Source organism: Streptomyces sp. DI166 (genome assembly GCF_900091315.1).
In the GTDB taxonomy this organism is placed as follows: domain Bacteria; phylum Actinomycetota; class Actinomycetes; order Streptomycetales; family Streptomycetaceae; genus Streptomyces; species Streptomyces fuscus.
On record NZ_FLSP01000090.1, the window covers coordinates 1 to 12870 of the forward strand.

The following is a 12870-nucleotide window of genomic DNA, read 5'->3' on the forward strand; positions in this document are numbered from 1 at the left end:
GCGCGCGTCGACTTACTCCAGTGAGAAGTCCTCAGGCTCCATCAGCCACCCCCACTCGGCGCTGACCACGTACGACGACCGTACGGAGCCGGGCATAGCTGTGGCTCAGAAAGAGCGAGACGGATTGGTAGATGGCCCAGGTCGACCGGGATGCAAGACCAGATGACTCAGATAGACCGAGACTGGCTCACCTTCAGCGAGACAGGTCACCGGGGCCTGGCGCCGCCGGTGCAGAGAATTGCCCGGCATGACCTAGCGCACTTTTGCAAGCGGGTGCTTGCAATAGTTAGCAGGGGTGGGGCAAGGTGGGGGTATGGCATCGCTCAACGTCGGCAATCTCGGTGAGTACCTGCGCGAGCAGCGGCGGAACGCGCAGCTCTCGTTGCGGCAGCTCGCCGACGCCGCCGGGGTGTCCAATCCGTATCTGAGCCAGATCGAGCGCGGGCTGCGCAAGCCGAGCGCGGAGGTGCTCCAGCAGGTCGCCAAGGCGCTGCGGATCTCCGCCGAGACGCTGTACGTGCGGGCCGGGATCCTGGACGCCGAGCGGGACCGGGACGAGGTGGAGACGCGCGCCGTCATCCTCGCCGATCCCACGCTGACCGAGGCGCAGAAGCAGGCGCTGCTCCAGATCTACGAGTCGTTCCGCAAGGAGAACGGCTTCTCGGGCACCGCGGCCGATATCGCCGACATCGCCGACACGGCGGATGCGCAGGACGCACAGGACGTGCCACAGGACGACACCGAGGAACCACGGGAGCCGCGGCAGTCGGCCGGCTGAGCCGGGCAACCGGCCGCCGCCGCACCGCCCAGGTGGGGCCTCACCACAACACCCTCAGCCACAAGCGAACCCGGGAGGACCAGCACCATGGCCATCACCGATGACCTCCGCAAGACCCTCAGCGACCCGACCCCGCTGTACTTCGCCGCCGGCACCGCCGACCTGGCCCTCCAGCAGGCCAAGAAGGTCCCCGGCCTGGTGGAGCAGCTGCGCGCCGAGGCCCCGGCCAGGATCGAGGCCGTACGCCAGACCGACCCCAAGGCCGTGCAGGAGAAGGCCGCCGCCCGTGCCAAGGAGGCCGGCGCCCGCGTCAAGGAGACGCAGGAGGCCGTTCAGGCCCGGGTCGCCGAGTTCATCAGCACCCTCGACGGCGACCTGAAGAAGATCGGCACCACCCTCGACGCCGACCTGAAGAAGCTCGGCGAGTCCGCCCAGGACCTCGCCCTGCGCAGTGTCGGCGTGGCCGCCGAGTACGCCGTCAAGGCCCGTGAGACCTACGAGAAGGTCGCCGAGCACGGCGAGCAGGCCGTGAAGACCTGGCGCGGCGAGGCCGCCGAGGGCATCGAGGACCTGGCCGTCGCCGTCGAGCCGAAGGCCGAGCCCGTCGAGGTCAAGGAAGAGAGCAAGGGCGAGGCCAAGGCCGAGGACAAGGGCGAGAGCAAGGACGCGGCCGCGCAGGCCAAGCCCGCCGCCCCGGCCAAGAAGGCCCCCGCCAAGAAGCCCGCCGCGCGCAAGACCGCGGCGAAGAAGACGACCCCGCCCGCGAAGTAACCCGCGAAGTAAGCGGAGCGGACGATAACCGGACGGGCCGGGCACTTACCGAGTGCTCGGCCCGTTGACCGGGTAGCGGGCCTGCGGTTGCGGGTACGGTGACCGCGTAGGGACGAGCCGAGTCGGGTGGTGGACGTTGTGCTGATGCAGGGCTTCAACAGTTTCCTGGGACTGCTCTACTTGGCGATGCTGGTGTTCGCCGTGGTGGCCTTCGTCATGGCGGTCCTCTTCCGCGAGGACGCCTACCGCGCCGCCGACAAGCAGAACAAGGGCTTCTGGCTGATCATCCTGGGCGTCGCCGTCCTGGTGAACTTCCTGGTCCCGATGCTGTTCCTGCAGATCGCGGGCCTGATCGCGTCGATCGTCTTCATGGTCGACGTGCGCCCGGCGCTGCGCCAGGTCTCCGGCGGACGGGGCCGCGGGCGCGGCTCCAGCAGCGACGGCCCCTACGGGCCGTGGAACGGCGGACGGTAACCCGCACCGGGAGCCCGCGTCCGCGTCAGACCCGCTCCGCCGCCCGGTCCAGCAGCAGTACCGCCACGTCGTCCGTCAGCTCGCCGCCGTTGAGGTCACGGACCTCGCTCACCGCGGCCCTGAGCAGCGCCTCCCCGCGCAGCCCCTCCGCGAGCTGGCGCCGGACCATGGACACCATCCCGTCCTGCCCCAGCCGCTCCCGGCCCTCACCGACCCGGCCCTCGATCAGACCGTCGGTGTAGAGCATCAGGCTCCACTCGGGACCCAGCTCCACCTGCATCCGCGGCCACCGGGCCCCGGGCAGCAGCCCCAGCGCGGGCCCGTTCAGGTCGTACGGCAGCAACTGCGCCGCCCGGCCGGGGCGGGCCAGCAGCGGGGAGGGGTGCCCCGCGAGGCACAGGCCCGCACGGCGCCCGTCCGGCGCTATGTCCACCGTGCACAGCGTCGCGAAGATCTCGTCGTCCGCCCGCTCGTGCTCCAGCACCTGCTGCAGCGTCCCGAGCAGCTCGTCCCCGCACAGCCCGGCCAGCGTCAGCGCCCGCCAGGCGATCCGCAGCTCGACCCCGAGCGCGGCCTCGTCCGGCCCGTGGCCGCAGACGTCGCCGATCATCGCGTGCACGGTGCCGTCCGACGTCCGCACGACGTCGTAGAAGTCGCCGCCGAGCAGCGCCCGCGACCGGCCCGGCCGGTAGCGCGCCGCGAACCGCAGCGAGGAGCCCTCCAGCAGCGGTGTCGGCAGCAGGCCGCGCTCCAGGCGGCGGTTCTCCTGCGCCCGGACCCGGCCCTCGGCGAGGCGCCGCTCGGCCGAGTCGGAACGCTTGCGCTCCACCGCGTACCGGATCGCGCGGCTCAGCAGCCGCCCGTCCAGCTCGTCGCGGAGCAGATAGTCCTGGGCACCCACCCGCACGGCCTCCTCGCCGCGCTCGGCGTCGCCGGAGGCGGTGAGGGCCAGGACGGCGTGCCGGGGCGCGAGCTGCAGCACGTGCTTGAGCACGGCGAGCTCGTCGCTGTCGTCGCCGCGGCCGGGCGCGGGCAGCGCCAGGTCCAGCAGGATGCAGTGGACGTCGTCGGTCAGCAGCCGCTCGGCCTCGGTGAGGTTGCGGGCGGAGCGGACACGGATCGGGCGGCCGGAACGGTCGAGCAGTTCGGGCAGGACCGTGGAGCCGCCGGGGTCGTCCTCGATCAGCAGCAGCGTCAGGTGCGCGGGCGTGGTGCCGGGGGTGCCGGCAACGGTGTGGTTCTTGTTCGGGATGACCTCGACCGGGGTGTTCGGACGCAGGTCCGCTTCGGCCGAGGGGCCGCCGGACATCGGCTGGGCCGCAAGCGCCTGACCACTTTCCACGGCCGGGATCGCTCTCTGCCGCGGTACGGGTACGGGCATTTTCTTGGGTTCCTTCCCTCCCCCCGAGGGTGGTGGGGACGAGGGACCTCGACCCACCGACGGGGACCATAGCGGTAGTCGGCACCGCAAAGGAATGGTGCAGGCCACGTGGTTCGGCCACCGGCCACTGTCATATGCCGCGTTCCGTACCGCAGTTGGGCAGGGCGGTCGGCGAGGGGGGATGACGAACGTCACGTCCACCCCGGATTCGGCAGGGGTTTGGGGGTGCGGTGGGTCACGTGGCCCCCGTCACCACCCGGGCATTTCGGGTGACTTCGGTCTCAAGCGCCCCGGTGCCGCACGGTTTCAAGCGGCCCGTGCCGCCCGCGCTCAGGCGTCCGGCCGTACGACCGCCAGGATCGGCATGGAACCGGCGCCCGCGAGCGTCACCACCCGCCCCGGGCGCGGGGCGTGGATGATCGCGCCGTCACCGACGTACATGCCCACATGGCTGGCGTCGTCGTTGTAGATGACGAGGTCACCGGGGCGCATGTCCTTGATGTCGATGCGCTTGAGCTGCTTCCACTGCTCCTGCGAGGTGCGCGGGATTCCCCGCCCCGCCGAGGCCCACGCCTGTGAGGTCAGCCCGGAGCAGTCGAAGGTGTCCGGTCCCTCGGCGCCCCATTCGTACGGCTTGCCCAACTGCGCGGTGGCGTACGCCACCGCCTCCTTGCCCTGGGCGGAGGCCTTGCCGTTGATCTCGTCGAGTATCCCGGAGTCCAGCCACTGGGTCTGGGCCTGCTGGGCGGCCTGGCGCTCCAGTTCGGCGAGGCGCTCCTTCTCCTCCGCCTCCAGCTCCGACTCCAGCTTCTCGGCGGCGGCGATCTGCTTCTTGATCTTCTTCTTCGCCTTGGCCTTGGCCTTGCGGTTGCTCTCCAGTTTCTCCCAGCGGTCGGAGGCGTCCTTGGCGTAGAGCTCCAAGTCCTCCTGGGTGCGGGTCATTTCGCCGAGCAGTCCCTTGGTGGCGCGCTCGCCCTGGATCACCCGGCCGGCGCCGTCGAGGAACTCCTGCGGGTCGTCGCTGAGCATCAGGCGCGCCTCGTCGGGCAGTCCGCCGCTGCGGTACTGCGCGGCGGCAGCGGCACCGGCCCGCTCCTTGAGGTCGTCCAGCTTCTTCTGGCCCTTGACGATCTTCTTGGCCAGCGACACGAGCTCGGTCGACTGCTCCTCGGCCTTCTCCTCGGCCAGGTTGTAGGCGTCGGTGGCCACGGCGGCGTCGTGGTAGAGCCGGTCCAGCTTCTTGCGTACGGCCTCAAGGTCCTTGTTGGTGACGGCCGCTGCCGTGCTGCTGGGGGTGGGCGAAGGGGTCGGACTCGCGAACGCGGTGCCCGGTGCCGCCAGCACGGTCACCGCACAGACCACGGTGACGGCGACGGTGATGAGGCTGCGCCTGCCCGTACCCATACCTCTTCCCCCAAACCTGATTTACCGTCAGTAACATACGGATGCCTGGGGGATCGTGCCATGTCGCCGCGTAAAACGACAGAGGTCGTGCACCCTGCTGCTTCCCCCCTTTCCCGCCCCCGCATGACGATCTCCCCGCCTGTGTGACGAACGACTCACGGAGATCGTTCCCCACCGGTCAGGTCCGGGCGGGGATTTCGCGTCAGCGCCGAGCGTCTCGGTCTCCGGCCCACAGCGCGTAGGTCGCCGACCGGCGATGGGCGGGTCCTGGTCGTGGCCCCATCCTCCGGCCCGCAGCACGTAGGTCGCCGACCCTCGGCGCCTCGGTCGCCCGGCCGTCAGCGCACCGGCGCCAACGCCTCCCACGCCACCGTCACTTCGCCCTGACGCCATCGCACCGGCCCGTCCGTCACCGGCCAGTCGGCCGTCAGGTCCCGCACCGCGCGGATCCAGCGCTGGCGGGCACCGTAGGAGGCGTACGGCGCGGCGGCGGCCCAGGCGCGGTCGAAGTCCCGCAGGAAGGCGTGGACCGGTTCGCCGGGCACGTTGCGGTGGATGAGCGCCTTGGGCAGCCGCTCGGCGAGATCCGACGGGCGCTCCAGCGACCCCAGCCGGGTCGCGAAGGTCACCGTGCGCGGCCCCTCGGGCCCGAGCGCGACCCACACGTGCCGTCGGCCGATCTCGTCACAGGTCCCCTCGACCAGCAGCCCGCCCCGCGAACCGCCCCCGGCCGGGGCGAGCCGCGCGCACAGCCGCTCCCACACCGCGGCGACCTCGCCCTCCTCGTACTGCCGCAGCACATTGGCGGCCCGGACGAGCATCGGCCGCCCGGCGACGGGGATCTCGAACCCGCCGTGCCGGAAGACCAGCCCCTCGCGCTCGTACGGCCGGGCCGCCGCGACCCGGGCCGGTTCGATCTCCACGCCGACCACGCGCGTGCGCGGCGCGACGGTACGCAGCCGCCCGAGCAGCTCCACGGCGGTCCAGGGCGCGGCCCCGTACCCGAGATCGACGGCCACCGGCTCCGCGGCCCGCCGCAGTTCGGCGCCGTGCGTCGCCGCGATCCAGCGGTCCATGCGCCGCAGGCGGTTCGGGTTGGTGGTCCCGCGCGTCACCGTTCCCACGGGGCGGGAGGGGGCGCGGGCTGTCATGTGTACGAGGGTATGACGGGTCGGCCGTGACCCATGCTTGAGCTGGAGCATGCTCGAACGGTTGAGCGACCGCCGGTAATAATTCGGCAAAGAACCCGAACCCGGAAATGGAGCCACCCCCTCCGGTGTTGCACCCCCGTGGAGGGCCCCGCACGTCCTCCCACAGGCATGCCCGCAGCGAGGAGGAACGCCACGTGAGCCACTACGTCAGCAGGCTCGGGCTTCGCTCCGCGGCACCCTCCCGGCTCCGGCTGCACCGCCGCCCCCGCCGGGTCGCGATGCTCTCCGTGCACACCTCCCCGCTCCACCAGCCCGGCACCGGCGACGCCGGGGGCATGAACGTCTACATCGTGGAGCTCGCGCAGCGCCTCGCCGCGATCAACATCGAGGTCGAGATCTTCACCCGCGCGACCACCGCCGCCCTCCCCCCGACCGTCGAGATGGCCCCCGGCGTCACCGTCCGCCACGTCGACGCGGGCCCCTACGAGGGCCTCGCCAAGGAGGAACTCCCCGCCCAGCTCTGCGCCTTCACCCACGGAGTGATGCAGGCCTGGGCCGGGAACCGCCCCGGCCACTACGACCTGGTCCACTCGCACTACTGGCTCTCCGGCCACGTCGGCTGGCTCGCCGCCCAGCGATGGGGCGCCCCCCTCGTGCACGCCATGCACACCATGGCCAAGGTCAAGAACGCCAACCTGGCCGCGGGCGACACCCCCGAACCCGCCGCCCGTGTCATCGGCGAGACCCAGATCGTCGCCGCCGCCGACCGGCTCATCGCCAACACCGCCGAGGAGTCCGAGGAACTCGTCCGGCACTACCACGCCGACCCCGAGAAGGTCGCCGTAGTCCACCCCGGCGTCAACCTCGACCGCTTCTCGCCCGGCGACGGCCGCGCCGCCGCCCGCGCCCGCCTCGGTCTGCCCCAGGACGCGCTGATCCCGCTGTTCGCGGGCCGTATCCAGCCCCTGAAGGCACCGGACATCCTGCTGCGCGCGGTCGCCGTCCTGCTCGACGAGCGCCCCGAGCTGCGCTCCCGCCTGCTCGTCCCCGTCGTCGGCGGCCCCAGCGGCAGCGGCCTCGCCAAGCCCGAGGGACTGCAGAAGCTGGCGGCCCGCCTGGGCATCGCCGATGTCGTACGGTTCCGCCCGCCGGTCGGCCAGGAGCAGCTCGCGGACTGGTTCCGGGCCGCCTCCGTCCTCGTCATGCCCTCCTACAGCGAGTCCTTCGGACTGGTCGCCATAGAGGCGCAGGCCGCGGGCACCCCGGTACTGGCGGCGGCGGTCGGCGGGCTGCCGGTGGCGGTGCGCGACGGGTGGACCGGGTTCCTCGTACAGGGGCACCAGCCGGCCGCGTACGCGCGCGTGCTGCGCGATTTCGCCGACAACCCCGAGCTGTCCGCCCGGATGGGCGCCGCCGCGGCCCGGCACGCCCAGTCCTTCGGCTGGGACACCGCGGCCGCCGCCACGGCGGACGTGTACATGGCCGCGGCCCAGGCCCACCGCCGTCGCGTACGCTCCCACCATGGGTGACGCGCAGCAGGTCGTAGAGGATTTCCTCCAGGACGCCGAACTGGAGTGGGAGAGCCCCGAGCCCGGCACCTACGTGCTCAAGCTCCCCGGCACCCGCAAACTCTCCACGACCGTCTCCCTGCGCCTCGGCCGCCACTCCCTGTCGCTCAACGCCTTCGTCATCCGCCACCCCGACGAGAACGAGTCCGGCGTCCACCGCTGGCTCCTGGAGCGCAACCTCAAGCTGTACGGCGTCAGTTACGCCGTCGACCAGCTCGGCGACGTCTACGTCACCGCCAAGCTCCCCCTCTCCGCGGTCACCGCCGAGGAACTGGACCGCCTGCTCGGCCAGACCCTGGAGGCCGCCGACGGCGCCTTCAACACCCTGCTGGAGCTGGGCTTCGCGAGCGCCATCCGCAAGGAGTACGAGTGGCGGGTGTCGCGCGGTGAGTCGACCCGCAACCTCGACGCGTTCAAGCATCTGACCGAGCGCGCCTGACCGAGCGCGCCTGACCGTCCGTCAGACCGCGCTGTCCCGGTAGCGCCCCGGACTCACCCCGATCAGCCGCCGGAAGTGCCGGCTGAGATGGGCCTGGTCGTAGAAACCGGCGCCGGGCGCCACGTCGGCGGGCCGGGCACCGGCGAGCAGCAGACGCCGGGCGCGGTCGACGCGGCGCGAGGTGAGGTACTGGTGCGGGGCGATGCCGTAGGCGCTGCTGAACGCCCGTACGAGATGGGTGGGATGGGCGTCGAGGAGACCGGCGGCCTCCTGGAGGGAGACGCCCTCCACGACGCGGGAGTCGAGGAGTTCGCGCAGGCGGCGGGCGAGGACGGGGTCGGCACGGCGCGTATCCTCCGGCCGGGCCCGCAGATGCTCTTGCAGCCGCTCCCCGACGAGGGTGAGCCTGCTCTCCGCCTCCAGCTCCTCTCCCGGGCGGGCGAGCGCGGTGTGCAACTGCCCGACGCGGTGTCTGAGCAGCGGGTCGCGCAGGTCGGGGGTGTCCACGGCGGCGCCGATCAGGCGGTCGTCGAGCCGGGTGGTGTCGAGGTAGACCACGCGTTTGCGGAAGCCGTGCGGGGTGGCGGCGGAGCCGTTGTGCGGGACGTGCGGCGGCAGCAGGGTGACCGTGTCGTGCGGGGTGCCGTGCTCGTGCCGGTCGAGGTCGTAGCGGACGGCGCCGTCGTCGACGATCAGCAGGGTCCACGCGTCGTGGACGTGCATCGGATAGGCGTACTCGGTGAAGTGCGCGTGGAAGACCTCGACGACACCCGGGACACGGGGACGCCAGGCGGTCACCTCGGGCTGCGCGGCCATGCAAAGAACGTACAAGACGCGGACGCGGGCCTCTCGGCAGTCTCGGAGCATGAGCGAGCAGCCCTTCCGATTCGACACGAAGATCGCCGTGATCCTGCGCGAGGACCTGGAGCCCTGGCAGCGCCTGAACGTCACCGCCTTCCTGGTCAGCGGCCTCGGCACCCAGGTCCCGGAGGTGATCGGGGAACCGTACGAGGACGCCGACGCGGTGGTCTACCTGCCGATGTTCCGGCAGCCGGTGCTGGTCTTCGAGGCGACGAAGGAGACCCTGACGCAGGCCCACGCGCGCGTGCTGTCCCGCGCGCTGCCCCGCGCGGTCTTCACCTCCGACCTGTTCACCACCGGCAACGACCGCGACAACCGGGCGGCGGTGAAGGCCGTGTCCACCGCCGACCTGGACCTGGTCGGACTGGCCGTGTACGGCCCGAGGAACGCGGTGGACAAGGTGGTGAAGGGGGCGAGGATGCACCCGTGAGGAGCGAGCCGGGCGCGAGGCCGGTCAGGCGGATGCCGCGGCGGTCCGGGCAGGCGGCGCTTCCGCCACGGTTTGCTCATCCTCCTCGTCGGGCAGCCGCCGCATGAGCAGCCCGTACCCGACCCCGGCCACGGTCCCGATCACGGCACACGCCCCCCACAGCCAGTCGGCGCCGTACTGGTCGATGACATAGCCGGACATCAGCGGGGCGACGAGCGAGGCGACGGCCCAGGACATGGTGTACATGCCCTGGTAACGCCCCCGGCCGTGGGCGGGGGAGAGGCGGACGATCAGGCCGGACTGGGTCGGCGCGTTGATCATCTCCCCGATGGTCCAGACGCAGACGGTGAGCGTGAACACCCCGACGGACCCGGCGAAGGCGGTGAGCCCGAACCCGTACCCGGCGAGCACGGAGGAGATCACCAGCAGCCGCCGGGGATCACGGTGCTCGATGAACCGGGTGAGGGGAATCTGCAGGGCGACGATGAGGAAGCCGTTGACGGCGATGGCGGTGCCGTAGTCGGCGGCGGAGAACCCGGCGTCGCCCATGGCGACGGGCAGCCCGAGATACCCCTGCTGAAAGACGAGGGCCACCAGGAACGACAGCCCCACGAGCCCCATGAACCGCCCGTCCCGCAGCACGGTCCCCAGCCCCACGGCGGACTCCTCGCCCTTCGCGGCCGTGGTGCGCTCGGGCCGTGACTCGGGGACCTTGAGGAAGACGACGATCGCGCAGGCGAGCGTCATCGCGCCCTCGATGAGGAAGCCGGCGAGGTAGCTGTACTCGGCGATGAAACCGGCGGCCATGGAGGAGACGGCGAAGCCGAGGTTGATGGCCCAGTAGTTGAGCGAGAAGGCCCGGACCCGGTCCTCGGGCCGGACGATGTCGGCCATCATCGCCTGCACGGCCGGCCGGGAGGCGTTGGAGGCCATACCGACCAGGAAGGCGACGGCGGCGATGGCGACGGGGTGGTGCGCGAACCCGAGTCCGACCACGGAGGCGGCGGTGGCGCTCTGCGAGATGAGAAGAGTGGGCCGCCGCCCGAGCCGGTCGGTCATGACCCCGCCCCCGACGGAGGAGATGACCCCGCCGAGGCCGTGGAGGGCGGCGACGAGACCGGCGTAGGAGGCGGAGTAGCCGCGCTCCATGGTCAGGTACAGCGCCATGAAGGTGGCGACGAACCCGCCGAGCCGGTTGACGAGGGTGCTGGTCCACAGCCACCAGAACTCACGGGGCAGCCCGGAGACGGACTCACGGGCGGCACGCCGCAGATCGGCGACGGACATGGGGAACCCCCGGACGTAAGAGGCGGGAAGGGCAAAGACAACTTACGAAGCCGGGGAGCCGAACCTCCACCCAATTAACAGATCCAGTCAACAGTCAGCCGACCGTCCGCGAACCGCCCACCAACCGTCCGCCCACTGGTCGGGCGCGCGATGGATCAAAGGGTTCGATTACGCTCCTTCCCATGGCCGACGCACCGTACAAGCTGATCCTCCTCCGCCACGGCGAGAGCGAGTGGAACGCGAAGAACCTGTTCACCGGCTGGGTGGACGTCAACCTGAACGAGAAGGGCGAGAAGGAGGCGGTCCGCGGCGGTGAGCTGCTCAAGGACGCCGGCCTGCTCCCCGATGTCGTGCACACCTCCCTGCAGAAGCGCGCGATCCGCACCGCGCAGCTCGCACTGGAGGCCGCCGACCGCCACTGGATCCCGGTCCACCGCAGCTGGCGCCTGAACGAGCGCCACTACGGCGCCCTGCAGGGCAAGGACAAGGCGCAGACCCTGGCCGAGTTCGGCGAGGAGCAGTTCATGCTGTGGCGCCGCTCCTACGACACCCCGCCGCCGCCGCTTGAGGACGGCACGGAGTTCTCCCAGTCCGGCGACCCGCGCTACGCCTCCATCCCCCCGGAGCTGCGCCCCCGCACGGAGTGCCTGAAGGACGTCGTCGCCCGCATGCTCCCGTACTGGTACGACGGCATCGTCCCCGACCTCCTGGCCGGCCGCACGGTCCTGGTGGCCGCCCACGGCAACAGCCTCCGCGCCCTGGTCAAGCACCTGGACGGCATCTCCGACGCCGACATCGCGGGCCTGAACATCCCGACGGGCATCCCCCTGTCCTACGAACTGGACGCCACGTTCAAGCCGACCAACCCCGGCGGCACGTACCTCGACCCCGAGGCAGCAGCGGCAGCCATCGAGGCCGTGAAGAACCAGGGCAAGAAGAAGTAACGCAGCACCCATAGGCCCCCGACCTGCGAGTTCCTCGCGGGGCGGGGGTCTTTTGATGATCCGGAGGGGCGGCTAGCCGAGTTCTCTGGCCTCCGCGCCCGCTCCTGCCTCCCGGAGTGTCAGGGCGGCTGCGGTGGCGGTCTCCTCGGGGACCTCGTGGAGGACGACGGCGGGAGATCGGGCGGTCAGTTCCTTGCTGCGCCAGAGGCTCAACCCCGTCAGGCGGCGTACGACCTGGACGACCTCCAGCACACGGTCGCCGGGGTCGGTGAGCACCACCTCCCACGGGACCTCGTCACACACCAATTCGAAGTATTCCTCTGTCATTCGTCCACATCCCCCGTATCCGGCACTGCCCCAACTCGCCCCAGGTGCAAGGTTTCTGACGGGCCGATAAGTCCTTGTGGTCCTCGGAGTATGTGCTAGGTTTTTGTTCGATTCCGGTTCGGCATCCCTTGTGGCCCCTGACCAGGGCGGTATTGGGGACAGTTCGCCCTGACCCAGGCGGGCCCGAGAGTTGAATCGGAGGGGAGAACGGGGGAGTTCGCTGTGGGGGTACATGTGACGTCGCGCGGCTAGGGCCGTTTCGTGACGTATCTCCGGCTCGTCGGCGTTGATTCGTGCCGTCGCGGGCTTTCTCGTCGCGCCCCGATCCTGTTTGGGCAATCAGTGAATGTAGGGGGAATTCGTGCGTATACGCGCCATGCTGACCGCTGCCGCCGTCGGCTCCGTGGTACTGACCGGCATCACCGTGGCTCCGTCCGTCGCCGCTGAGGAGCAGGGCGAGGTGACCGGCGTTGTGACGGGCGTGCTCACGCCGGAGGAAGAGGAGAAGGTCCACGCCGAGGTGGACCCCACCGTCAAGGTGGACATGTACTACGAGGGCAAGAAGATCGACCCCGCCTCCGACTGGAACGGCGCCGAGGTCTGCGCCGAGGTGTCGGAGGACGGCACCATGCAGTGCTTCGACGACAGCGCTGCCGCCAACAAGCACCTCGCCGTCAACGCGCCCACCGCGGAGGCCCGCGCCGGTGCCAAGAAGGCGCTGAACTCCCGTAAGTACCAGGACTGCCCGAGCGGTTGGGTCTGCCTGTGGCAGGACTCGAACTTCACCGGTCGCCGGCTGCAGTGGCCCACGTACGACACCGCCAAGACGCGTCACCTGGACCAGTACAGCCCCTCCTTCCGCGACAAGGCCAGCTCCGCGTACGTGAACCGTCCGCAGCGCGGTGTGGAGATGTACGACTTCCGCACCGGCATGCCGGACCCGCACATGTTCCTGGGCGCCGGGTACAGCCGGTACTCGAACTTCAAGAACATCGACTACGTCTACGGCGGCTCCTGGAACGACCGGGTCGACGCCATCAAGTTCTGAGCCCGCA

At 70.8% G+C, this 12870-nt stretch carries 14 protein-coding genes; 8 read left to right on the top strand and 6 right to left on the bottom strand.

Going from position 1 to position 12870, the window contains the following annotated elements:
* The first annotated feature begins 313 nt into the window (after positions 1–313).
* The 3 genes from GA0115233_RS32030 (at position 314) to GA0115233_RS32040 (ending at position 2023) form a co-directional block, all read left to right on the top strand.
* Positions 314–778, top strand: coding sequence for a helix-turn-helix domain-containing protein (locus GA0115233_RS32030; protein ID WP_093723832.1), 465 nt, complete (start codon positions 314–316; stop codon positions 776–778).
* Positions 779–865: 87 nt separating this feature from the next.
* Positions 866–1549 carry a hypothetical protein gene (locus GA0115233_RS32035; RefSeq protein WP_093723833.1) on the top strand — a complete coding sequence of 228 codons (684 nt, stop codon included), beginning with the start codon at positions 866–868 and terminating at the stop codon, positions 1547–1549.
* 138 nt (positions 1550–1687) lie between these two features.
* On the top strand, positions 1688–2023 hold the full coding sequence (locus GA0115233_RS32040) for a DUF2516 family protein (RefSeq protein WP_093723861.1): 336 nt from the start codon (positions 1688–1690) through the stop codon (positions 2021–2023).
* 25 nt (positions 2024–2048) lie between these two features.
* On the opposite strand, the gene GA0115233_RS32045 is transcribed toward GA0115233_RS32040, so the two are convergent.
* From GA0115233_RS32045 to GA0115233_RS32055, 3 genes are all read right to left on the bottom strand, one after another.
* Positions 2049–3404: a PP2C family protein-serine/threonine phosphatase gene (locus GA0115233_RS32045; RefSeq protein WP_093723834.1), complete on the bottom strand. Its 1356-nt coding sequence runs from the start codon at positions 3402–3404 to the stop codon at positions 2049–2051.
* A gap of 330 nt (positions 3405–3734) precedes the next feature.
* A complete protein-coding gene (locus GA0115233_RS32050) occupies positions 3735–4808 on the bottom strand; it encodes a C40 family peptidase (protein ID WP_093723835.1) in 1074 nt (357 codons plus the stop codon).
* A 338-nt stretch (positions 4809–5146) separates the two neighbouring features.
* Entirely contained in the window at positions 5147–5959 is an 813-nt protein-coding gene (locus GA0115233_RS32055; RefSeq protein WP_093723836.1) for an SAM-dependent methyltransferase, read from the bottom strand.
* A 194-nt stretch (positions 5960–6153) separates the two neighbouring features.
* On the opposite strand from GA0115233_RS32055, the gene mshA reads away from it, so the two are divergent.
* Positions 6154–7488: a D-inositol-3-phosphate glycosyltransferase gene (gene mshA, locus GA0115233_RS32060; RefSeq protein WP_093723837.1), complete on the top strand. Its 1335-nt coding sequence runs from the start codon at positions 6154–6156 to the stop codon at positions 7486–7488.
* Positions 7481–7966 (top strand): YbjN domain-containing protein, encoded by a 486-nt coding sequence (locus tag GA0115233_RS32065; protein WP_093723838.1) that lies wholly within the window; start codon positions 7481–7483, stop codon positions 7964–7966. The genes mshA and GA0115233_RS32065 overlap by 8 nt, the downstream gene beginning before the upstream one ends.
* A 21-nt stretch (positions 7967–7987) precedes the next feature.
* On the opposite strand, the gene GA0115233_RS32070 is transcribed toward GA0115233_RS32065, so the two are convergent.
* Complete coding sequence (locus tag GA0115233_RS32070) at positions 7988–8782, bottom strand: helix-turn-helix transcriptional regulator (RefSeq protein WP_093723839.1); 795 nt, start codon at positions 8780–8782, stop codon at positions 7988–7990.
* Between the two features lie 49 nt (positions 8783–8831).
* On the opposite strand from GA0115233_RS32070, the gene GA0115233_RS32075 reads away from it, so the two are divergent.
* A complete protein-coding gene (locus tag GA0115233_RS32075; RefSeq protein ID WP_093723840.1) occupies positions 8832–9257 on the top strand; it encodes a DUF2000 domain-containing protein in 426 nt (141 codons plus the stop codon).
* Between the two features lie 24 nt (positions 9258–9281).
* Here the strand turns inward: GA0115233_RS32075 and GA0115233_RS32080 are convergent, their stop codons facing one another.
* Positions 9282–10544 carry an MDR family MFS transporter gene (locus tag GA0115233_RS32080; protein ID WP_093723841.1) on the bottom strand — a complete coding sequence of 421 codons (1263 nt, stop codon included), beginning with the start codon at positions 10542–10544 and terminating at the stop codon, positions 9282–9284.
* Between the two features lie 182 nt (positions 10545–10726).
* Here GA0115233_RS32080 and GA0115233_RS32085 point away from each other — a divergent pair, with 182 nt between their 5' ends.
* Entirely contained in the window at positions 10727–11488 is a 762-nt protein-coding gene (locus GA0115233_RS32085) for a phosphoglyceromutase (RefSeq protein ID WP_093723842.1), read from the top strand.
* Positions 11489–11560: 72 nt separating this feature from the next.
* On the opposite strand, the gene GA0115233_RS32090 is transcribed toward GA0115233_RS32085, so the two are convergent.
* Positions 11561–11815 carry a ribosomal protein L7/L12 gene (locus GA0115233_RS32090; RefSeq protein ID WP_093723843.1) on the bottom strand — a complete coding sequence of 85 codons (255 nt, stop codon included), beginning with the start codon at positions 11813–11815 and terminating at the stop codon, positions 11561–11563.
* 361 nt (positions 11816–12176) lie between these two features.
* On the opposite strand from GA0115233_RS32090, the gene GA0115233_RS32095 reads away from it, so the two are divergent.
* Entirely contained in the window at positions 12177–12863 is a 687-nt protein-coding gene (locus tag GA0115233_RS32095) for a peptidase inhibitor family I36 protein (RefSeq protein WP_141689595.1), read from the top strand.
* Positions 12864–12870 lie beyond the last annotated feature (7 nt).

Bases quoted from the DNA above. Each gene is read 5' to 3' on its own strand.
- GA0115233_RS32065 (WP_093723838.1), top strand. From the start codon at position 7,481: ATGGGTGACGCGCAGCAGGTCGTAGAGGATTTCCTCCAGGACGCCGAA.
- GA0115233_RS32090 (WP_093723843.1), bottom strand. From the start codon at position 11,815: ATGACAGAGGAATACTTCGAATTGGTGTGTGACGAGGTCCCGTGGGAG.
- GA0115233_RS32080 (WP_093723841.1), bottom strand. From the start codon at position 10,544: ATGTCCGTCGCCGATCTGCGGCGTGCCGCCCGTGAGTCCGTCTCCGGG.
- GA0115233_RS32035 (WP_093723833.1), top strand. From the start codon at position 866: ATGGCCATCACCGATGACCTCCGCAAGACCCTCAGCGACCCGACCCCG.
- GA0115233_RS32070 (WP_093723839.1), bottom strand. From the start codon at position 8,782: ATGGCCGCGCAGCCCGAGGTGACCGCCTGGCGTCCCCGTGTCCCGGGT.
- GA0115233_RS32050 (WP_093723835.1), bottom strand. From the start codon at position 4,808: ATGGGTACGGGCAGGCGCAGCCTCATCACCGTCGCCGTCACCGTGGTC.
- GA0115233_RS32055 (WP_093723836.1), bottom strand. From the start codon at position 5,959: ATGACAGCCCGCGCCCCCTCCCGCCCCGTGGGAACGGTGACGCGCGGG.
- GA0115233_RS32085 (WP_093723842.1), top strand. From the start codon at position 10,727: ATGGCCGACGCACCGTACAAGCTGATCCTCCTCCGCCACGGCGAGAGC.
- GA0115233_RS32045 (WP_093723834.1), bottom strand. From the start codon at position 3,404: ATGCCCGTACCCGTACCGCGGCAGAGAGCGATCCCGGCCGTGGAAAGT.
- GA0115233_RS32075 (WP_093723840.1), top strand. From the start codon at position 8,832: ATGAGCGAGCAGCCCTTCCGATTCGACACGAAGATCGCCGTGATCCTG.
- GA0115233_RS32030 (WP_093723832.1), top strand. From the start codon at position 314: ATGGCATCGCTCAACGTCGGCAATCTCGGTGAGTACCTGCGCGAGCAG.